This window comes from Prauserella sediminis, assembly GCF_014195435.1.
In the GTDB taxonomy this organism is placed as follows: domain Bacteria; phylum Actinomycetota; class Actinomycetes; order Mycobacteriales; family Pseudonocardiaceae; genus Prauserella; species Prauserella salsuginis.
This window is the reverse complement of record NZ_JACIBS010000001.1, coordinates 1971212-1989502: the sequence shown is the minus strand read 5'-3', so window position 1 is coordinate 1989502 and position 18291 is coordinate 1971212. Positions and strand designations below refer to the sequence as shown.

Sequence of the window (18291 nt, the reverse complement as noted above, 5' to 3'; positions counted from 1 at the left end):
GTAGCCCGTTCGTGTGTTGCCGGGCTGAACACAACGCGAACGCCGCATACCGATGTCCGTGACCGGGCACCTTGCCCCAAGGAATGAATAGTGGTTCACTACTTGGCATGGTGTACCGCCGCACCCCGAAGATCCAGGCACGCATGGACTCCCAGCGCGCCGCGATCCTCGACGCGGCCGTGGAGCTGCTGGCCACTCGCGGATACGCGGGCTGTTCCGTGGCCGCGGTCGCCGACGGTGCGGGCGTCGCCACCGGCAGCGTCTACCGGCACTTCGCCGGCAAGGGCGAACTGGTCGCCGAACTGTTCCGGCAACTGGTGACGCGGGAGGTCGAGGCCGTCGAACGCGCGGCGCAGCGGCCGGGGTCGGCGGGGGAGCGAGTGGTCGCCGTCGTCGACACGTTCGCCGCACGCGCGCTCAAGGCGCCTCGTCTGGCGTACGCGCTGCTCGCCGAGCCGGTCGATGCGCCCGTCGAAGCCGAACGCATCGTGTTCCGCCGCGCGTTCCGCGACGTCATCGCGGAACGGATCGCCGAGGGCGTGCGCGACGGGACACTGCCACCGCAACAAGCCCAACTCACCGCCGCCGCAGTCGTCGGCGCCGTCGCCGAGGTCATGATCGGACCGCTGACCTCGGGCGGCGAGGACGCCGTCGGCGAGCTGTCCACGTTCACCCTGCGAGCCCTAGGAGATCGGCGATGCCAGCAACCCACGACGTGACGAACCAGGTGCCGCAACTGACCGGCCACGACGTGGCCGACGACCCGACCCTGCTCGCCGCGCTGGAACGCGAGGGAGCCGACTGGGCCGCCGACGAGGTGCACGAGCTCGGCACGCTCGCGGGCAGCGAACGCGTGCAGGAGTGGGGCAGGCTGACGAACGAGAACCCGCCGGTGCTGCGCACCCACGACCGCGTGGGCCATCGGATCGACGAGGTGGAGTTCCACCCGCACTGGCACGACCTGATGGACGTGGCCGTGTCGCACGGGCTGCACGCGACGCCGTGGCGGGACTCGCGGTCCGGCGCGCACGTGGCGCGCGCGGCGAAGTTCTACGTGTGGAGCCAGAACGAGGCCGGCCACACGTGCCCGATCTCGATGACGTACTCGGCGGTGCCGACGCTGCGGCACAGCCCGCAGCTCGCCGACGTCTACGAACCGCTGCTCGCGGCCCGCGAGTACGACTACGGCCTGCGCGTGCCGACGGGCAAGCGTGGCCTCATCGCGGGTATGTCGATGACGGAGAAGCAGGGCGGCTCGGACGTGCGCGCCAACACGACGACCGCGACCCCGGCAACCGACGGCACCTACACGCTGACGGGCCACAAGTGGTTCACGTCGGCGCCGATGTCGGACGTGTTCCTGACACTCGCGCAGGCACCGGGCGGGCTGTCGTGCTTCCTGCTGCCGCGCGTACTGCCGGACGGTTCGCGCAACGCCATCCATCTGCAGCGGCTCAAGGACAAACTGGGCAACAAGTCGAACGCGTCGGCCGAGATCGAGTACGACGGGGCGGTCGGCTGGCTCGTCGGCGAGGAGGGCCGTGGGGTCCGCACCATCATCGAGATGGTGTCGAACACGCGGCTGGACTGTGTCATCGGCGGGGCCGCGGGGATGCGCTACGGCACGGTGCGGGCGGCGCACCACGCGCGGCACCGGTCGACGTTCGGCACCCGGCTGGCCGACCACCCGGCGATGGCGAACGTGCTGGCGGACCTGGCCGTCGAATCCGAGGCGGCGACGCTGGTGGCGATGCGACTGGCCGGTGCGAGCGACCGCGCGGCGGCCGACGACGGCGAGGCCGCCTTCCGGCGGTTGGCACTGGCAGTGACGAAGTACTGGGTGTGCAAGCGCGCGCCCGCGCACGCGGCTGAGGCGCTGGAATGCCTCGGCGGCAACGGTTATGTCGAGGAATCGGGCATGCCGCGACTGTTTCGCGAATCGCCGTTGTCGTCGATCTGGGAGGGTTCGGGCAACGTGGCGGCACTGGACACGTTGCGCGCCATGGCGAAACAGCCGGACTCGGTGGAGGCGCTGATGGCCGAACTCGACGCGGCGTCCGGTGTGGATGGACGCCTGGACGAGGCGATCGCCGGAGTGCGCAAGGAGCTCGCCGACCTGTCCGATGTGGAGTACCGCGCGCGCAGGCTCGTGGAGCGGCTCGCGCTGGTGTTGCAGGGGTCGCTGCTGGTGCGACACGGCGACGAGGCGGTGGCGGACGCGTTCTGCGCGTCACGCCTGGCCGGCGACTGGGGCGCGGCGTTCGGCACCCTGCCGACGGGCGTCGACACGACTCGCATCCTCAGCCGCATCACCCCGACCGAGTGAGCGCCCGTCCGAGTGGGGCCCACGTGCCCCCAAGGGCACTTTGGTGGCGTTGAGAGCCCCCAAGGTGCCCTTGGGGGCTTTGCCCGCCCCACGGCCCGACGACTGTCAGTAGCCCAGGTCGAGGGTCCAGTACCAGCCGTCCTCGTTGAGGCCGATGCCGAGGGAGGTGACGTCGCAGTCGGTCATGTTGGCCCGGTGGGCGTCCTGGCTCATCCAGTTGTCGACGACGGCGCGCGCGGACGTGACGCCCATGGCGAGGTTCTCGGCCGCCGGGTCGTCGTAGCCGTGCGATTCGACGCGGTCCTCGAACGAAGTGCCGTCGGACGACTCGTGTGACAACCGGCCCTGCTGGGACATGTCGTCGCTGTGCGCCTGCGCGGACTCGTCGAGCGACGAGGCGAGGCGAGCGGCCGGGCAGCCCGCGAGCTTGCGTTCCTCGTTGACGTACCGCGCGAGCTCTTCGACCAGCCGTCCGCTGCGGTCCTCCTCGGTGGTCGTGGGTGAGGCGGGCGACGTCGTGGTGTCCGATGTCGAGGTCTGCGGGCTGGTGGTCGGTGTGGTCGAGACGTCGGGTGCGCCGCTGGTTTCCGGCGAGGCCGACGTCGTGGTGGGCGGTGCGGGTTCGGCGCTGGTCGTGGTGGGAGCGTCGCCGGGCAGCGAGACCGACGACGTCGTGGGCGCGGGGGTCGCGGATGCTTCGGCGCCCGGCCCGCCCGGCTGGCCCGCCGGATCGGCTGGCGGCGGTTCGGACGACTGCCGTTCCAGACCACTGGCGGGTCCTGCGATCTGCGCGGTGTCGGCGGAGTCGGTGTCGGGCCACAGCAGGTGGCCGCCCACCGCGCCCGCGACGCCGACGAGCACGCTGAGCGTCACCAGCGCGGCGCGGGATCGGGAGGTCGGGGTAGCCACGACCGGGCAAGCTACCACCAACGGGTGACTTATCGAACCGTTCTGTGAGACGGATCAGTCACGCGTCCGCACGCCGTCGCATTTGTCCGCGGATCGAGCTCGAACGTGGTCTCGACCTTCAGCGCGCGGTGTCGACCCGGTCGAAGTTGCGGTACGCGCGGCTGGGCGTGGGGCCGCGCTGGCCCTGATACTTGGAGCCTGCCTCGCTGGAACCGTAGGGGTGCTCGGCGGAGCTGGTGAGCCGGAACAGGCACAGCTGGCCGATCTTCATGCCAGGCCACAACGTGATCGGCAGGTTGGCGACGTTCGACAGTTCGAGCGTGATGTGCCCGTCGAACCCGGGGTCGATGAACCCGGCGGTCGAGTGCGTCAGCAGGCCGAGCCTGCCGAGCGACGATTTGCCTTCGAGCCGGCCGGCGAGGTCGTCGGGCAGGCTGAAGATCTCGAACGTCGATCCGAGCACGAACTCGCCGGGGTGCAGCACGAACGCCTCGCCGTCGGTCTTCTCGACGAGCGAGGTGAGCTCGTCCTGCTGCAACGACGGGTCGATGTGCGTGTACTTCGTGTTGTCGAAGACGCGGAAGAACCGGTCGAGGCGCACGTCGATGCTCGACGGCTGGAGCATCTGCGGCCCGTACGGGTCGACGGCGAGTCGGCCTGCGTCGAGCTCCTTGCGGAGGTCGCGGTCACTGAGCAGCACGGACCCACCCTATCGCCGCGGGGTTCAGGCCGCGGTCCGCATGTGCCGTGCGTAGGTGCGGTCGATGCGGAACAGGGAGCCGAGCCTGCGCTGGTACTGCCTGCGCCCGAGCTCGCCGATGCGTTCTGCCGCGACTGTCGCGCCTGGTACGGCGCGTCGCACACTCTCGGCCGCGAAGTTGACGGCCGCACCGGCCAGCACTGCGCCCTGCGCGACGGGGTCGTTCGGCAGACCGAGGAAGTCGGCGTTGTCCTTGCCGAGCACGAGCCTGCTGACCGAGCCGTGTAGCCGCACCGACGTGTGCGCGAGCACCTTGCCGAGGGCGCCGCGGCCCTGGCCGACGCCTTCGTGTGCGGCGAGCAGCGCGGCGGCGAGGCGTTTCGAGTCGTCGTCGGGGATGAATTCGCTGGTGGCGAGTAGCCAGAGCAGGCGCCAGGAGTCGTCCTCGGTGGCGGGGAGGAGTCCGTCGGTGATGCCCATGAGCCAGCCGATGTAGCGCCACAGATGGTGGATGTCGGCACGTTCGTCGCCGCTGTAGCGGACGCCGAGCAGCTGCATGCCCAGTACGTAGACCAGCGAGAACAGCAGGAGCGTGCCGACGGTCTGGATCTGGTTGATGGGCCGGTCCCAGGCGCCGTAGTCCCAGTCGGGGCGGCGGTTCATGGCGGCGCGGACGTGCGCGTGGACGAGGCGGACGCGCAGCACGGCGGCGTAGCCGTGTTCATGGGTGCGCAGCGCACCGGGCGTCGTGACGTCGAGCCACCAGTGCGTGGTCTCGACGAGCCTCTTCGGGGCCATGTCCTCGATGAGGGCGCCGGTGCCGACCAGGGGTTTCGTCGCCCTGGACGACAGGTAGCCGCCCATCAGGGCCATGTCGCCGAGGGGGAACAGGCCGAGCAGGCCGGTGCGGACGATGGCGCGGGCACCCGCGTCGAGGCGAGCGTGGTCGACCCAGTACGGCGTGGCTTCCGTGTGGCGGAAGAACGCGTCGAGCTCGGCGGGCGCGTCGGGTACGGCGTCGATGCCGTCGGCGAGCGCACGCTCGAAGAGGGCGCGGCCCTCACCGTCCGGGAGGCGTTCGATCAGGGCGACGAGGTCGTCGGCGAGCGGATCGGCCGTCTGGGCGTACTCGCGAAGGGCGTCGAGCTGACGCCGGGTGCCGCGCACATCACCGGGTGCATACAGCAGCGTGGCCAGGCGAAACCCACCGGTGCGCAGGAAGTCGGGCTCGGGCAGCCGTTGGTCGCCACTCATCGCATGCTCCTTCGCACGACCCGTTCAGGTGATGACAACAAGTGTTGTCACTCTCCGGGCAGACGTCAAGCAAAGCGGGACTGAAGTTGACCGGGGGTGGGGGTGACGAGCCGCGCGGACGTTGTAAGATCGGTCGGCAGCAGGCGGATGTAGTTCAATGGTAGAACATCAGCTTCCCAAGCTGAGAACGCGGGTTCGATTCCCGTCATCCGCTCCAACCACGAAGGCCCAGGTCAGAAGGCATCCACTTCGGACCTGGGCCTTCGTCGTGCCGGGGCCGAACGAGCCCGCCAACAACATCGGTCGGCGGACGTCTCGTCCCCACCCTCCTCGGAATCCGCCTCCGAGCGTCTCTCCCCGGTGCTCGTCAACCGGAGCTGAGTCCGGTCAGCGATCATCCGGTCGGCCTCGCTGGGAGCCCGCTGGTAGATCAGGGTCGTCCCCGGGTGGCATGGCCTGCGCAAGCAGATCCGGGTGCAGGAGGGCCGAGGCCTCGAGGACTTCAAGGCCCGTGATCTTGCCGTCCTTCCAGTCCATGACGACCGTCGCCGGGGAGTCCGGTGGTGTTTCCAACTCGATTGATTCCCGGCCAGGCGTGAGCCGGGCGTCGGTGAGGTAGAGGTAGGCGGCGTCGACCTCAGGGTCGTATTCGATGCGCCCCTGAGCATGGTGACCCATCAGGCCCTGGTGCCCATAGAGTTCGGCGCCCCCACGGCAAGGACACGTCCGGCTCAGTGACCGTCAACGTGGTTCGAGCAGGCAGAACTCGTTGCCCTCAGGATCCGCGAGAACGGTCCACTCGGCCTCGGCGGGTTGTCCCACGGAAACCCGAGACGCTCCCCGTGCGAGCAGCCCATCCAGCGTCGCCTCGTGGTCACCGGCATACAGGTCGAGATGCAACCGGTTCTTGACCGACTTCGGGTCATCGACCGCCACGAAGAACAGGGAAGGCGCGCGTCCACCTGGTTCCTGCACTTCGACGCCTCCAGGGACCGGATCCGTCAACCTCCAGCCGAGCGTCTCCGCCCACCACTGCGCGAGGGAGAACGGGTCGCGCGCATCGATGGTCAACGCCTCCCACCTGATCACCATGACGGCAGGATCCACCGACCCACGCCAACCAGCAACAGCAGTCACCGACAGACACCCGGCGCACACCCTCACCTGCAGCAGGTCGAGGCCACTTTCCAGGGACGTCCCGCCTGATTCCCGAGCGGCGGGCCGATTCCGTCATCCGCTCCGGCGCCGGAGCTTGCTCGGCTCGCCAACAACGTGCCAGCAACATCAAGCGGCGCAGCTACTTCTTGACAGGATTCACCATGTGACAGACGAACAGGAAAACACAGGGGTCCAAGAGCGGCGACGAGTAAACGACTACGACGCTTTCGCCGCAGCCTACTCGGCGGAGAACGACGGCAGCCTCGCCAACGCCTACTACGAGCGCCCCGCGATGCTGGCGCTGGTGGGAGACGTGGCGGGCCACAGCGTCCTCGATGTCGGGTGCGGTTCAGGAAAGCTGTCGGCCTCGTTACGCGACCGCGGCGCCACCGTCACCGGCATCGATGCCAGCGCCGGAATGCTCGAACTGGCCGAGCAACGCCTCGGCGACGACGCCGAGCTGCTCCTGGCGGATCTGAACGACCCACTGCCGTTCGACGACGAAACCTTCGATGACGCGATCGCCTCGCTGGTGCTGCACTACCTGGAGGACTGGACTGCGGCCCTGGCCGAAATGCGGCGGGTGCTGAAGCCCGGCGGCAGGCTTTTCGCGTCGGTCGACCACCCTTTCGTCGCCTACACCATCCAGGAGCCCAGACCGAACTACTTCGCGAACACGAGTTACGAGTTCGAATGGGAATTCGGTGGCCGGCGTGTCCCGATGCGGTTCTGGAGAAAGTCGCTGCAGTCGATGCTCGACGCGTTCGCGTCCGCCGGTTTCCGTGTCGCAAGCATCAACGAACCGCAACCCGCGCCGGAGGCACGCGAGCTGTTCCCTCAGGACTTCGAGCACGTCTCGACCGCACCCGTATTCCTGTTCTTCGCGCTCGAAGCGGTTCAGGACTAGCTTCCTGCCCTGGCCAGCAGGCCGGTAAACCACGGTCAACAGCGATAGTTCGCGCACACCCGGTTGCCGCACCCTGATCGCCAAGCCACTCCCGTCATCGGGGGTGTCGTCAAGACCCGTCCGGTGTTGCCACTCGGTCGGCGAGCCGCGCCGCCCATTGCCGAAACGTCTGCGGTGGTCGGCCGAGTAGCGTCCGGGCCGTTTCCTCCTGCTCTCGCAACGCCGGATTGTCGGGCTCCGCGGCGAAAGCGGGCAACGCGTACAGCATCACGCCGATCGTGTCCTCAGGCCAGCCTGCCTGCCGCCACCGCTCCGCCGCTTCGTCCGCCGTCAATTCGACCAGCTGCGGTTCGACACCGAGAGCAGCGCCAAGGGCGGCGAGCCGTTCCACCGCGCTCACGGTCGTCCCGCTGACATCGACCGTCCCGCTGCGCCGGTCGCCGAGCAGCAGGGTCGCGGCGATCTCGGCCAGATCGTCCTCGTGGATGAATGCGTACGGCGCAGTGGGCAGGTACTCGTGAACCTGTTGACCGCGTCGAATCCTGTCCACCACCGCGGAACCCGGAATGGGGTACCCGCCGACATCCGCGCTGGCCATCACCGCCGTCGGCCGCAGCCACACCCGGCCGATCCCGCTGTTCTCCAGGCACCGTTCGAACGCCGACCATTGCCACGTTTCGTCCGATATCCCGGCGTCGAAATCGGATCCGTGTGAGCCGAGCACCACGACCCGCCTGACCCGTCCCGTGACGAGCGTGGTGGTGAGCTCGCGCAGGGACGCGAGGGGTTCACCGACGAGGCCGGCGAGGAACACCAGCTCGGCATCCGCAACGGCCGCGGCGAACTCGGCCGGGTCGGTGACCCGGCCGAGATGCAGCTCGACGCCATCAGGCCAATCGCCGGCCTCCGATTCCGGGACGAGCACACGAACCCGCTGCCCACGTTCGGACAGCCGTTCCGCCAGAGTCCGGACCACCGGCACGGTCGGTACGGCTCCCGGTGCCCGGGAGGCGGGCATCGCCGTCAACAGCATCATCGGAACTCCCCGTGCAGACCGTTCGTTCGACCCGAAGCTAGCGACGGCCTAGTGCGCTTCTCTAGTCGAGAGTCGCGACGGATTTGTCAAGTCCTCGCGCGCCGCCCTGGCACCGAGTCACGGCTCGAACGCGCACTACTCGATCCACCGAAATCGCACGAAGGTCGGCGGATCAGCTCGCCAGGCGCTGATGATCGCGCGGTGTTCTGCGTACTTGCCCGCGAACGCATCGAGGGCGTGATCCACCTCCTCGGCGTCGTGGACGAGCGCGGCCTCGGCCGTCCAGGACAGGTGACCCCGGCGAAGTTCGACAGCCGATGCCGCCACCGCATTCCGCAGCCAGTCGCTCCGCAACCCGTGCCGGGCCGCGACGTAGACCGCGCCTCCCGCGCCCGCGAACCACGTCGTGACCGGGTGGACCCTGCCCGTCACACGCCCCCGGGTGACGATCCGGATGGTCTTGACCTTCGGATCCCACGCCACGTCAGCGACCGAGATTGCGGAACCGGCGCACCCCGAGCGGCAGGAACACCGCAGTGATCACCAACGGCCAGATGATCGCCGCTGCGAGCGCGTGTACCTCCGGCCACGCATCGCCGATCGGAACCGGGTTGCCGAACAACTCTCGGATGGACGTGGCGGTCGCCGAAACGGGATTCCACTCCGCGACGGGCTGCAGCCAGCTGGGCATCAGCTCCGGCGGCGTGAACACCGAGGAGATCATCCCGAACGGGAACGCCAGCGCGAAGAGATTGCCCGCCTGCTCGGTGCCCTTGACGAGGAGGCCGAGCCAGATCCCGACCCAGATCAGCGAGAAGCGCAGCCACAGCAGCAACGCGAACGCGGCGAGCGTCTCCAGGGCCGTACCGTCGGAGCTCCAACCGATCAGCAACGCGATCACGGCGAGCACTGCCAGGTCGACGGCAGCGTGAATGGTGTCGGCCAGGTTTCGGCCCACCACGATCGCCGACGAGGCCATCGGCATCGACCGCACCCGGTCGATGAATCCCTTCTCCTTCATGTCCGCGACGGCGAAGGCGGTGTTCATGAACCCGAACGCCATCGTCATCGCGAACAGGCCCGGCATCGCGTAGCCGATGTAGCCCACACCCGCGCCCTGACCGGTGACGTCCATCGCCGAGCCGAACACGTAGACGAACAGCAGGACCATGACCACCGGGAAGCCGAGCTGCCACGCGAAGTTGGCCGGCTGCCGCAGCAGGTGGGCGAACTCCTGCCCCACCACGACCCGATAGTCGCTGAGGGTCCAGCGGATCCGGTGGCCGACGGTGTCGTCGGTGGCCGGTTTCAGAGGTGTCGTGCCGTGGGTCATGCCGTCTCCCTTCCCACCAGCTCGAGGAACGCCTCGTCGAGCGTGGGCCGCCGAAGCCCGAGATCGGCGACCTCCAACCGCTGCTCGCGGATCGCGGCCGCCGCGGTCACCAGTGCGTCCACCGGGTCGTGCACGAACGCCGACACGGTCAACGTGCCGGGCTCGACCGACGGTTCACCCGTCGCGACCGACGCGACCACCGCGGTGATCGGCTCCAGCGCCTCGGGCGCTGTCGCCATCACCTCGAGCCGCTCGGCCCCCATCCGCCGCTTGAGCCCGTCGGGCGTGTCATCGACGACGTTGCGGCCGTGGTCGACCACGGAGATCCGGTCGCAGAGCCGGTCCGCCTCGTCGAGATAGTGGGTCGTGAGCAACACGGTGGTGCCACCGGCCGTCAGCCCGGCAATGGCCTCCCAGACCTCCCTGCGCCCGGCCGGGTCCAGCCCGGTGGTCGGTTCGTCGAGGAAGAGGACGTCCGGTGCCAGGATCATGCTGGCGGCGAGATCGAGCCGACGGCGCATGCCACCGGAGAACTTCTTCGGCACCCGGTGTGCGGAACCGGCGAGACCGAACTGGGCGAGCAGTTCGTCGGCGCGCTTGCGGGCATCGGCCTTGCCGAGCCGGAACAGGCGTCCGAAGTAGACGAGGTTCTGCCGCGCGCTGAGCAGGTCGTCGACGGCTGTCTGCTGCCCGGTCAACCCGATGCGGCGACGGACCTGTCGCGCCTCCCGAACGACGTCGTGCCCGGCGACGATCGCCGTGCCGGTGTGCAGCCGCTGCAGCGTGGTGAGGATCCGGACCGCCGTCGTCTTGCCCGCGCCGTTTGGCCCCAGCAACCCGTGGACACTGCCGCGCGCCACCTCGAGGTCGAAATCGTCCAGGGCGACGGTTTCCCCGAATCGTCTGGTGAGGCCGTGAGCCTCAATGACGGAGCTACTCATCAGAACTCCAGAAGGTATCCGAGTACGATGTACTCAGTTATAGCGTACGACGTACCCGGTTCGCCAGTGCCGGGGCGGTTAGGATTCTCGTTCCATGAGCTCTCCCCAGACCGGTGCAGGCGATCCACGTCGCAGCCTCGAACTGCTGTGGCGCGAGGGCGGCGCCCAGGAGGGGCGGCCGGGACCCAAACCGCGGTTCACCCTCGACCAGGTCGTCGCCACCGCGATCGCGCTCGCCGATCGTTCCGGCGTGACCGCGCTCAACATGCGAGCGGTGGCCGACGAGCTCGGTACCGGCCCGATGACCCTGTACCGCTACGTACCGGGCAAGGCCGAGCTGGTCGATCTCATGGTCGACCGCGCGACGGAACCGTCACCGGAGGAGCTCGCGGTGACCGGCGAGACCTGGCGCGAGCATCTCGCCCTCCTCGCCGAGGGCACCTGGGACGGCTATGCCGCCCACCCGTGGTTGCTCGAACTGAACCAACGTCGTCCCGTGTTGGGCCCCGGTTCGCTGGCCGGGTTCGACTGGGCACTGCGCGCGTTCGAGGGCCACGACATCCCGGGCCGCGAGCAGAATCTGATCATCACCGGCGTGATGAGCATCGTCATCGGTGCCGCGCGCGATCACCTGATCGCCGACTCGTCCGACACCCCGCCGCCCACGACCGAAAGCGAATGGTGGGCCGCACAGGAGCCGTATCTCATCCGCGCCTCCGAGAGCGGCGACTACCCGCGGCTCGCTGCCGTGAGCAACGAGGAAGATGCCTGGAGTTTCCAGGGTCGGGAGGCGATGCGTTTCGCCCTCGACGCCTTCCTCGACGGCGTACAGGCACGCTGGTCGTTGGACCAGTAGGCGCAGCCGCACGAACGGAGCACAGCCGCAGCGAATCGTCGACGGGAGCGCAGCACCGGGCCCGCGAGATCGCCGTTCATCTCATGCGGCAGTCCAGACACCGAGCTCGTTGCCGGCCGGATCACGGAAGTGGAAACGCCGCCCACCGGGAAAGTCGAACGGCTCCTGGGTGATCTCACCGCCCGCCTCGCGCACGGCGCGAAGACTCGCCTCCAGATCCGTCGAATACAACAGCACCAGCGGTCCGCCCGGCGTGACCTGCTCCTCCTTCCGGAAGCCCCCGACCTCGTCGTCGGACGTTCCACGGATTCCGACATACGCGGGCCCCGGGCCGTAATCGGTGAACTGCCAGCCGAACGCGTCGCCGTAGAACGTCTTCACCGCGTCGAAGTCGGTGACGGGAAGCTCGACGTAGTCGAGCGCGTGATGGGTGTTCCTCGCGAAATCAGCCATGCACCGATCCTGCCCGCCACCCACGACAGTTTCGGGCGCCACCGCCCGCGGCAGCGCCCGAGCCCGCCGCACGGCGAGCGGCGGCGCTGACCAGTGGCGGCGCTGACCAGTGGCGGCGCTGACCAGTGGCGGCGCTGACTAGTGGCGGCGCTACTGCGGGCGAAGAGTCGGTGGATGGTCGAGCAGGAGGTAGTCCCGAGCCCGCTTGTTCGTCTCCGCACCACCCACGTGCACCGAATGCAGAATTCCGTTGTACACCAGATCCCAGAGCCGATGGTTTCGCTGGAGCCTGATTATTTTAGGACGCAGGGAACGTCCTTGGCTGTCAACCATTTCAATCGCGTGCGCAGCCCCATCAAGGTGTACTTTAACGGTGACGAGGTCGTACGTTTTTACGTACGCGTAACCATCCAACGCGAGCCAGTCAACACCCGCGCAGACCTGCTCAGAACCAGCCGAGACGAGGAAAACCAATGGCCATGGCAAAATAATTATCCACAACCACCACACGCCCATCCAGGAGAATCCGCCGTCCAGAATTACGCCGAAGACGACCAGTATCGCCGACATGGATGCGCCAGCCATCACTCGACCTGTGCGCGTGGGGTAGAACCACTCCAGCATCGGGCCTTCATCCACAGGAGAACGAGGTACACGATCCGCGCTCAGTTCTCGCCGGTCGTCCGGTCGTTCTCCCTCAGATTCCAGCGGGGCACCCGGGGGACGAGGTTCGCCCGTATACAAATCAGGCTTGGGCGGAAGCCTAGAAACATCCATATACCCGCCTAAAACAGATCACCAAAGAAATCACCGACCGCCCGTCCTGCCTTACCTATCGACTCTCCCGCGTCGGACAAACGGTCGCCAGTCCAGTCCACCGCGTCGCCCGCCATGTCAGCGACGTCATCGCCCCATTCGTCAATGGCAAGCCCGACTCCCGCAGACACGACCGCACCTCCGGCCACAGCCCATCCGACCGGCCCGCCCGCGCTTGCCACAGCCGCTGTTGCCAATGAGCCAGCGACAAAGCTGCCGGCACCCGATGCAATGGCCTTTCCCGGGTCCTTACCACCGCGAATATCCATTCCCACACCGACCGCGGTTAAACCGGCCCCGAAAACCGGGATCTTGCTGGCAAACTTCGTCGCACCACGGAGTGCCGGATTTGAGCCAGCCTTCGCGGATTCCGCCTTCCCGAAGTCGAAGTTCGTCGTGAGCGCTGTTTTCAGGTGTTTCGGCAGCTTGTCCACCATGCGGGCGGTACGTGTGGCTGTCGCCCGGTTCAGCTCTGCCTGCTTGGCGAGCCTGCGTTCGATCTCCAAGGCATCCGCGCGTGCCTGTGCGTACGGGTTCGTCCTGCCGCTCTTCGCGTACGCGGCCGCACGTTCGATCGCCGGGTCCAGCGCCTTCGCCGCCGCCCGGTACTGACTCGTGCGTTGGGCGACCGCTCCCGCCAGGCCTGTGCTGATGTCGGCGATGTTGATCGGCGCCTTCTCCGCATACCCCTTCGCGAACCTAACGAACGTCTGCTGCGACTTGATGAGCGCCTCACGAGCCGGAGTCGCTGACCGCTCCGCTTCCACGTAGGCCTTGACCTGCTTCTCGTGCGCCGCCTGCGCCTGCGTGGCCTGGTCGTGGATCTGCTGTTGGCGTGGACTCGGCTTCTCATCGGTCGGCAACGGCGCCGGAGCTGCCGGCGCAGGACCCGGTTCCTGGATGATGTTTCCGCTGATCGTCAGGCCGCCGTTGCGCGCGATCTCCAGCGCCTGCGACATGCGTGACTTCGCCGTATGGATGTCATCGGCGTGCGAGTTCAACTGGGACGACGTGCGGGACAGGTCCGTGCTGAGGCCGTCGATCTGCCCACCGAACTTCGTCATGGTGCTTCGGAACCCGTCCGAAGCCTCGCCCGTCCACGTGGATTCGGAATCGCCGCGCGCCCCGTACACCTGCGTCCCCGCCGTGTCCGCGTTCTGGGACCACTGCGCGACGCTCCGGATGCTCGCCGCATCCGCCTTGACCTCGGTGTCGATCGGCATGGCTCCCCCTCACAGCCCACCGCTGGCGTTGGACACGTCGGTGCGACCGTCTTGCTCGGCCTTCTCGTACGCATCGCGTCCGGAGGCCACTGCATCGCCGGCGGCTCCACAACCTTCGACAACACCGGCGAGTGAGGTCGACAGCGCACCGACGAGCCCCTGGACCACCCCACTGATCTCACCCGCGTTCGGCGCAGGCGGACGCTGCCCCGCGGCCTGTTCCAGCGAACTCGCGCCGTTGCGCAGTTTCGACGCGATCCCGTCCAGCGAACCGGTACCCGCGCCGTATCCACTCACGACACGCCTCCGGTAGGTGCTACCTCCTGACGCTGGTCGTCCGGAAGAACGGCGTTCCACAAGACCTCGGTGGCGCCACTGTCGGCCGCGATGCGGTTCAGATAGTCACTTCGCACCGACAACCACGGCTGGCCTTCGCCACAGCCCTCGACGAGAGCTTCCAGTGAGGTGAAGGCGAGCAGGACGAGACGCTCGTCCTCCAGTCGCCGCAACTCGACCGTCGCCTCCTCATCGCCGTAGTGAAAGCGTTCGGAGGGTAGGTAGACCTCGTCGGGCTGGTCGTCGGCCGCATCGGCGAACTCCGGTCCGATCACCGGAGGTGCAGGGGCGTCCTGAGCCCCGAATCGTTCTTCAGGCACGTCCTCCTCCCAACGTCGTGTCCGGTTCGCACGAAACCACCAAAACGTCCTGACCAGCGACTATGGCGGCGTGTGGCGAAAAGTAACACGGCGTGATGCTCGAGGCCCGGAACCGGAGTCGGCCGCGTGAAGCCACGGGCGTTCGCGTCGTCGCCCGGCTCCGTAGACATGCGCTCCCGCGGTACCGAGGACTCGCGGGAGCCGCTGCCAGGCGGCAGTCACCACCGGGCGATGACCACCGCACGGACGTAGGGTCGGTCACATGGAGCTCGGACTGCACTACTACACGTTCACCCACCCGGAGTGGGAAACGACGCTCGCCGATCGCCTTGCCGAGACCGCCCGCGTCGCCGACGACGGCGGCGTGAGCCTGCTGACCCTGATGGATCACTGGTTCCAGATGGAGAACGTCGGCGGTCCGTACGAACCGATGCTCGAGGGGTACACGGCACTCGGCTACCTCGCCGGGATCACCACCGACGTCCGCCTCGGACTGCTCGTCACCGGCGTGACCTACCGGCACCCGGGCCTGCTCGCCAAGACCGTCACGACCCTCGACACGCTGTCGCACGGCCGCGCGGTGCTGGGTCTCGGCGCGGCCTGGTACGAACGGGAGCACGCGGGCCTCGGCGTGCCGTTCCCGCCGCTTGCCGAACGGTTCGAACGCCTCGAGGAGACGCTGCAGATCTGCCGGCAGATGTGGTCCGACGACGACGGCGCCTACAACGGCAAGCACTACCGGCTCACCGAGACGATCAGCCTGCCCCAGCCCGCCAACGGCACGATCCCCGTCCTCATCGGCGGAGGCGGCGAACGCAAGACGCTCCGGCTCGTCGCGCAGTACGGCCAGGCCTGCAACCTGTTCAGCGCCGCGAGCGAGGAGGCCGTGGCGGCCGTACGGCACAAGCTGGACGTACTGCGCGGGCACTGCGAAGCGCTCGGCACCGACTACGACGCCATCGAGAAGACGATCCTGTACCAGGGCGACACGATCACCGACCCCGACGGATTCCTCCGCCAGATGGAGACCTACCGGAAACTGGGCGTCTCGCTGGTCAGCCTCGTGCCGCCCGCGTACCAGGATCCGGTGCCGTGGGCGACGAGCCTCGTCGGCGACATCCGGCCGAGACTCGCCGACATCTGACGTCCACTGTGGAGTCGGCGGCCCTGCCCGGTGGCCGGGCCGGGCGCGGCGGCCTGCTCAGCAGCAGTGGTCGCCGCGCCAGGCGTCGCGCCCCTCCTTCACGGCGAGTGCGGCGATCACCAGCGCGGCCGCCGGATCGGCCCACGCCCAGCCGAACAGCGAGTTCAGCAGCAAGCCGACCAGCACGACACCCGACAGGTAGGTGCACAGCAGCGTCTGCTTCGAATCGGCCACGGCGCTCGCCGACCCCAGCTCGCGCCCGGCACGGCGTTGCGCGTACGACAGAACCGGCATGATCACCAGCGACACCGCCGCCAACGTGATGCCCACCGTCGAGTGGTCGGCCTGCTCGCCGCCAACCAACGTCGTGACCGACTCGAACGTCACATACGCCGCCAGCGCGAAGAACGACACCGCGATGACCTTCAGCGCGACACGTTCGCGCCGCTCCGGATCACGCCCCGCGAACTGCCACGCCACGGCCGCGGCCGACGCGACCTCGACCGTCGAGTCCAGGCCGAACCCGATCAGCGCCGCCGAGGACGCGATCGCACCCGCGGTGATCGCGACGACGGCCTCGATGACGTTGTAGGTGATCGTCGCGGCCACGAACAGTCGCACGCGACGCGACAACACCGTGCGCCGGTGATCGTCCGGCTGCGCCGTGCCGGTCAGAGCGCCTCCCGACCGTGGGGGCGCAGCCTCCGTCGAACAGCACCCGTCACCGCACGCCGCCACGTCGGCGGGCCCGGCCGTGTTCGCCGTCGCCGTGTCGTCGGGCGAACCCGCGGAGACCGCGATGCCCGTGGTTGCGGCGGTGGCCCCGGTGGCCGACGCAGCGTCGGCGGACGCGGCGTCGGCGGACGTGGTGGCCCGCGAATCGCTCGGGCCGCAGCAGTCGTCAGCCATCGGTGGCGACCTCCCCGTCCGTGACAGCGGTGGCGCCCTCACCGACGACGCTCCGACCGGTGCCGACCTCGTCGGTGCACGGCGGCGCAATGGCTTCCGGTGCGGCGGCTTCCGGTGCGGCGGCTCCCAGTGCAGCGGATTCCGGTGCGGCGGATTCCGGTGCCGGTGCCGCGGCGGGCCGCGTGTCGTCGACGCACGGCTGGCCCGTGTCGACAGCCAGCACCACCTGCACGAACTCGCCGAGTGCGCCGGCGAGGTGCGGATCGGCCAGCTCGTACCGGACCTGCCTGCCCTCGTAGGCGGCCACGACCAGGCCACAACCGCGCAGGCACGCCAGATGGTTCGACACGTTCGAGCGCGTCAGGTCGAGCTTCGTCGCCAGCTGCCCCGGGTAGTTCACCCCGTCCAGCAGCGCCACCAGGATCCGACACCGAGTGGGGTCGGCCAACGCCCGCCCCAGGCGCGACAACGCGGCTTCGCGCGTCTCACTCGTCAGCATGCATCGAACAGTACAGCGGAGGCTGATCATTCAGCAATCGCTGAACCATCACCGGCGGGACACATCACACGGGCACGCCCGGTCAACGCGTCGCCGAACGGGCGGCCTTGCGGCGCAACCGGTTGTACGCGCCGGTCAGCCCCATCGCCCTGCGCGCCTCGAAGACGACCTCGCGGACCACGGTGCGCGTGCGTTCCGTACCGGAGGTGATGAGCTCGTCGACGTATCCGGACCGCGCGGCGTACTCCGCGCGCCGCTCCCGCACCGGATCGAGGAACCGGTTGAGCGCCGCCGCCAGGGCCTGTTTGACCTCGACGTCGCCGACGCGCCCCTCGCGATACCGCTCCTCCAGGTCGGCCACTTCAGCGCGGTCGTCGTTGAACGCACGGTGGTACTCGAACACCGGATTGCCCTCCACGGTGCCCGGTACATCGGCGCGCACCCGCTGCGGATCGGTGTACATGCGGGCCACCTTGCGGTCGACGTCCTCGGGCGGGTCGGACAGGTAGATCGCGTTGCCGAGCGACTTGCTCATCTTCGCCTGCCCGTCGGTGCCGATCAGGCTGGGCACGTCACTGGTGACGGCGGCAGGCACCGGGAAGACCTCGCCGTACAGGCCGTTGAACCGCCGTGCGATCTCCCGCGTCACCTCGACGTGGGCGTTATTGTCCTGCCCCACCGGGACGGCTCCGGCCTTGACGCACAGGATGTCCGCCGCCTGCAGCACCGGATACCCCAGCAGCGCGTAGCCCATCTCGCCGCCGAGGCTCATGTCCTTCAGGCTCGGGATGCGCTGCAGCCGCGATACCGATACGAGGCTCTGCAGCAACGTGTTCAGTTCCGCGACCTCACCGATCGCGGACTGCAGGTAGAACGTCACGCGCTCCGGGTCGACACCCACGGCGAGCGCGTCGAGCACCTGCTCCCGGACGTGCTGCGGAATCCGCGCAATGGCGTCGGGGGAGTTCTCCGTCGTGAGCAGATGCAGGTCGGCCAGGATCAGGAACGTCTCGTACTCGCGGGCCAACCGGACCCGGTTGGCGAGACTGCCCACGTAGTGGCCGAGATGGAGCCTGCCGGTCGGGCGATCACCGGTGAGCAGACGGGGACGGGACGGGTGCGACATATCGGTGCCTCCACGATCGAGTCGGAGACCACCCGCGGACGCACC

21 protein-coding genes, 1 tRNA gene and 1 pseudogene are annotated in these 18291 nt (G+C 68.5%); 6 read left to right on the top strand and 17 right to left on the bottom strand.

All coding sequences use genetic code 11. From position 1 onward, the window contains the following. The first annotated feature begins 107 nt into the window (after positions 1 to 107). On the top strand, positions 108 to 719 hold the full coding sequence (locus FB384_RS09040; RefSeq protein ID WP_183781408.1) for a TetR/AcrR family transcriptional regulator: 612 nt from the start codon (positions 108 to 110) through the stop codon (positions 717 to 719). Next, entirely contained in the window at positions 698 to 2326 is a 1629-nt protein-coding gene (locus tag FB384_RS09035) for an acyl-CoA dehydrogenase family protein (protein WP_183781405.1), read from the top strand. Before FB384_RS09040 ends, FB384_RS09035 begins: the two co-directional genes overlap by 22 nt. A 105-nt stretch (positions 2327 to 2431) precedes the next feature. Here the strand turns inward: FB384_RS09035 and FB384_RS09030 are convergent, their stop codons facing one another. The 3 genes from FB384_RS09030 to FB384_RS09020 all read right to left on the bottom strand — a co-directional run bounded on the left by FB384_RS09030 (position 2432) and on the right by FB384_RS09020 (position 5189). Continuing rightward, on the bottom strand, positions 2432 to 3235 hold the full coding sequence (locus FB384_RS09030) for a CAP domain-containing protein (protein ID WP_323985174.1): 804 nt from the start codon (positions 3233 to 3235) through the stop codon (positions 2432 to 2434). Positions 3236 to 3353: 118 nt separating this feature from the next. Further along, positions 3354 to 3935, bottom strand: a complete 582-nt coding sequence (dcd, locus tag FB384_RS09025) for a dCTP deaminase (RefSeq protein WP_183781402.1) — start codon at positions 3933 to 3935, stop codon at positions 3354 to 3356. 24 nt (positions 3936 to 3959) lie between these two features. Next, entirely contained in the window at positions 3960 to 5189 is a 1230-nt protein-coding gene (locus FB384_RS09020; protein WP_183781398.1) for an oxygenase MpaB family protein, read from the bottom strand. A 143-nt stretch (positions 5190 to 5332) separates the two neighbouring features. Between FB384_RS09020 and FB384_RS09015 the strand changes: the two genes are divergently transcribed. Further along, a tRNA-Gly gene (locus tag FB384_RS09015) sits at positions 5333 to 5406 on the top strand. A gap of 170 nt (positions 5407 to 5576) precedes the next feature. Here FB384_RS09015 and FB384_RS09010 read toward each other — a convergent pair. Together FB384_RS09010 and FB384_RS09005 are read right to left on the bottom strand one after the other, a co-directional pair. Then, entirely contained in the window at positions 5577 to 5867 is a 291-nt protein-coding gene (locus FB384_RS09010; RefSeq protein ID WP_183781396.1) for a DUF2283 domain-containing protein, read from the bottom strand. 63 nt (positions 5868 to 5930) lie between these two features. Then, positions 5931 to 6281, bottom strand: coding sequence for a VOC family protein (locus tag FB384_RS09005; RefSeq protein WP_183781394.1), 351 nt, complete (start codon positions 6279 to 6281; stop codon positions 5931 to 5933). 229 nt (positions 6282 to 6510) lie between these two features. On the opposite strand from FB384_RS09005, the gene FB384_RS26490 reads away from it, so the two are divergent. Further along, the gene (locus FB384_RS26490; RefSeq protein ID WP_323985290.1) at positions 6511 to 7254 is read left to right on the top strand and encodes a class I SAM-dependent methyltransferase; all 744 of its coding nucleotides are present in this window, start codon (positions 6511 to 6513) and stop codon (positions 7252 to 7254) included. A 109-nt stretch (positions 7255 to 7363) separates the two neighbouring features. On the opposite strand, the gene FB384_RS08995 is transcribed toward FB384_RS26490, so the two are convergent. The 4 genes from FB384_RS08995 to FB384_RS08980 form a co-directional block, all read right to left on the bottom strand. Continuing rightward, on the bottom strand, positions 7364 to 8290 hold the full coding sequence (locus FB384_RS08995; RefSeq protein ID WP_221212677.1) for an NAD(P)H-binding protein: 927 nt from the start codon (positions 8288 to 8290) through the stop codon (positions 7364 to 7366). A gap of 135 nt (positions 8291 to 8425) precedes the next feature. Continuing rightward, complete coding sequence (locus FB384_RS08990; RefSeq protein WP_183781388.1) at positions 8426 to 8773, bottom strand: nitroreductase/quinone reductase family protein; 348 nt, start codon at positions 8771 to 8773, stop codon at positions 8426 to 8428. A 1-nt stretch (position 8774) separates the two neighbouring features. Beyond that, positions 8775 to 9623 (bottom strand): ABC transporter permease, encoded by an 849-nt coding sequence (locus FB384_RS08985; RefSeq protein WP_183781383.1) that lies wholly within the window; start codon positions 9621 to 9623, stop codon positions 8775 to 8777. Next, a complete protein-coding gene (locus FB384_RS08980) occupies positions 9620 to 10564 on the bottom strand; it encodes an ATP-binding cassette domain-containing protein (protein ID WP_183781380.1) in 945 nt (314 codons plus the stop codon). The genes FB384_RS08985 and FB384_RS08980 overlap by 4 nt, the downstream gene beginning before the upstream one ends. A gap of 94 nt (positions 10565 to 10658) precedes the next feature. On the opposite strand from FB384_RS08980, the gene FB384_RS08975 reads away from it, so the two are divergent. Beyond that, the gene (locus FB384_RS08975; RefSeq protein WP_183781378.1) at positions 10659 to 11420 is read left to right on the top strand and encodes a TetR/AcrR family transcriptional regulator; all 762 of its coding nucleotides are present in this window, start codon (positions 10659 to 10661) and stop codon (positions 11418 to 11420) included. Positions 11421 to 11501: 81 nt separating this feature from the next. Here FB384_RS08975 and FB384_RS08970 read toward each other — a convergent pair whose 3' ends face one another. From FB384_RS08970 to FB384_RS08950, 5 genes are all read right to left on the bottom strand, one after another. After that, positions 11502 to 11873 (bottom strand): VOC family protein, encoded by a 372-nt coding sequence (locus tag FB384_RS08970; protein ID WP_183781376.1) that lies wholly within the window; start codon positions 11871 to 11873, stop codon positions 11502 to 11504. A 150-nt stretch (positions 11874 to 12023) separates the two neighbouring features. Beyond that, entirely contained in the window at positions 12024 to 12497 is a 474-nt protein-coding gene (locus FB384_RS08965) for a hypothetical protein (RefSeq protein WP_228725990.1), read from the bottom strand. 161 nt (positions 12498 to 12658) lie between these two features. Continuing rightward, positions 12659 to 13912, bottom strand: coding sequence for a WXG100 family type VII secretion target (locus FB384_RS08960; protein WP_183781373.1), 1254 nt, complete (start codon positions 13910 to 13912; stop codon positions 12659 to 12661). A gap of 9 nt (positions 13913 to 13921) precedes the next feature. Beyond that, positions 13922 to 14209, bottom strand: coding sequence for a hypothetical protein (locus FB384_RS08955; RefSeq protein ID WP_183781370.1), 288 nt, complete (start codon positions 14207 to 14209; stop codon positions 13922 to 13924). After that, the gene (locus FB384_RS08950; RefSeq protein WP_183781368.1) at positions 14206 to 14568 is read right to left on the bottom strand and encodes an SAV_915 family protein; all 363 of its coding nucleotides are present in this window, start codon (positions 14566 to 14568) and stop codon (positions 14206 to 14208) included. Before FB384_RS08950 ends, FB384_RS08955 begins: the two co-directional genes overlap by 4 nt. A gap of 262 nt (positions 14569 to 14830) precedes the next feature. Here FB384_RS08950 and FB384_RS08945 point away from each other — a divergent pair, with 262 nt between their 5' ends. Beyond that, positions 14831 to 15712 carry an LLM class F420-dependent oxidoreductase gene (locus tag FB384_RS08945; protein ID WP_183781366.1) on the top strand — a complete coding sequence of 294 codons (882 nt, stop codon included), beginning with the start codon at positions 14831 to 14833 and terminating at the stop codon, positions 15710 to 15712. Positions 15713 to 15769: 57 nt separating this feature from the next. On the opposite strand, the gene FB384_RS08940 is transcribed toward FB384_RS08945, so the two are convergent. The 3 genes and pseudogenes from FB384_RS08940 to trpS all read right to left on the bottom strand — a co-directional run bounded on the left by FB384_RS08940 (position 15770) and on the right by trpS (position 18246). After that, on the bottom strand, positions 15770 to 16450 hold the full coding sequence (locus FB384_RS08940; protein ID WP_372497729.1) for a cation transporter: 681 nt from the start codon (positions 16448 to 16450) through the stop codon (positions 15770 to 15772). A gap of 355 nt (positions 16451 to 16805) precedes the next feature. Further along, positions 16806 to 17120, bottom strand: a pseudogene (cmtR, locus tag FB384_RS26815) (Cd(II)/Pb(II)-sensing metalloregulatory transcriptional regulator CmtR); the annotation flags it as partial. Positions 17121 to 17202: 82 nt separating this feature from the next. After that, positions 17203 to 18246, bottom strand: a complete 1044-nt coding sequence (gene trpS / locus FB384_RS08930; RefSeq protein ID WP_183781362.1) for a tryptophan--tRNA ligase — start codon at positions 18244 to 18246, stop codon at positions 17203 to 17205. Positions 18247 to 18291 lie beyond the last annotated feature (45 nt).

Bases quoted from the DNA above. Each gene is read 5' to 3' on its own strand.
- FB384_RS09040 (WP_183781408.1), top strand. From the start codon at position 108: ATGGTGTACCGCCGCACCCCGAAGATCCAGGCACGCATGGACTCCCAG.
- FB384_RS09035 (WP_183781405.1), top strand. From the start codon at position 698: ATGCCAGCAACCCACGACGTGACGAACCAGGTGCCGCAACTGACCGGC.
- FB384_RS09020 (WP_183781398.1), bottom strand. From the start codon at position 5,189: ATGAGTGGCGACCAACGGCTGCCCGAGCCCGACTTCCTGCGCACCGGT.
- FB384_RS09010 (WP_183781396.1), bottom strand. From the start codon at position 5,867: ATGGGTCACCATGCTCAGGGGCGCATCGAATACGACCCTGAGGTCGAC.
- FB384_RS09005 (WP_183781394.1), bottom strand. From the start codon at position 6,281: ATGGTGATCAGGTGGGAGGCGTTGACCATCGATGCGCGCGACCCGTTC.
- FB384_RS08995 (WP_221212677.1), bottom strand. From the start codon at position 8,290: ATGATGCTGTTGACGGCGATGCCCGCCTCCCGGGCACCGGGAGCCGTA.
- FB384_RS08985 (WP_183781383.1), bottom strand. From the start codon at position 9,623: ATGACCCACGGCACGACACCTCTGAAACCGGCCACCGACGACACCGTC.
- FB384_RS08980 (WP_183781380.1), bottom strand. From the start codon at position 10,564: ATGAGTAGCTCCGTCATTGAGGCTCACGGCCTCACCAGACGATTCGGG.
- FB384_RS08975 (WP_183781378.1), top strand. From the start codon at position 10,659: ATGAGCTCTCCCCAGACCGGTGCAGGCGATCCACGTCGCAGCCTCGAA.
- FB384_RS08970 (WP_183781376.1), bottom strand. From the start codon at position 11,873: ATGGCTGATTTCGCGAGGAACACCCATCACGCGCTCGACTACGTCGAG.
- FB384_RS08965 (WP_228725990.1), bottom strand. From the start codon at position 12,497: ATGCTGGAGTGGTTCTACCCCACGCGCACAGGTCGAGTGATGGCTGGC.
- FB384_RS08960 (WP_183781373.1), bottom strand. From the start codon at position 13,912: ATGCCGATCGACACCGAGGTCAAGGCGGATGCGGCGAGCATCCGGAGC.
- FB384_RS08945 (WP_183781366.1), top strand. From the start codon at position 14,831: ATGGAGCTCGGACTGCACTACTACACGTTCACCCACCCGGAGTGGGAA.
- trpS (WP_183781362.1), bottom strand. From the start codon at position 18,246: ATGTCGCACCCGTCCCGTCCCCGTCTGCTCACCGGTGATCGCCCGACC.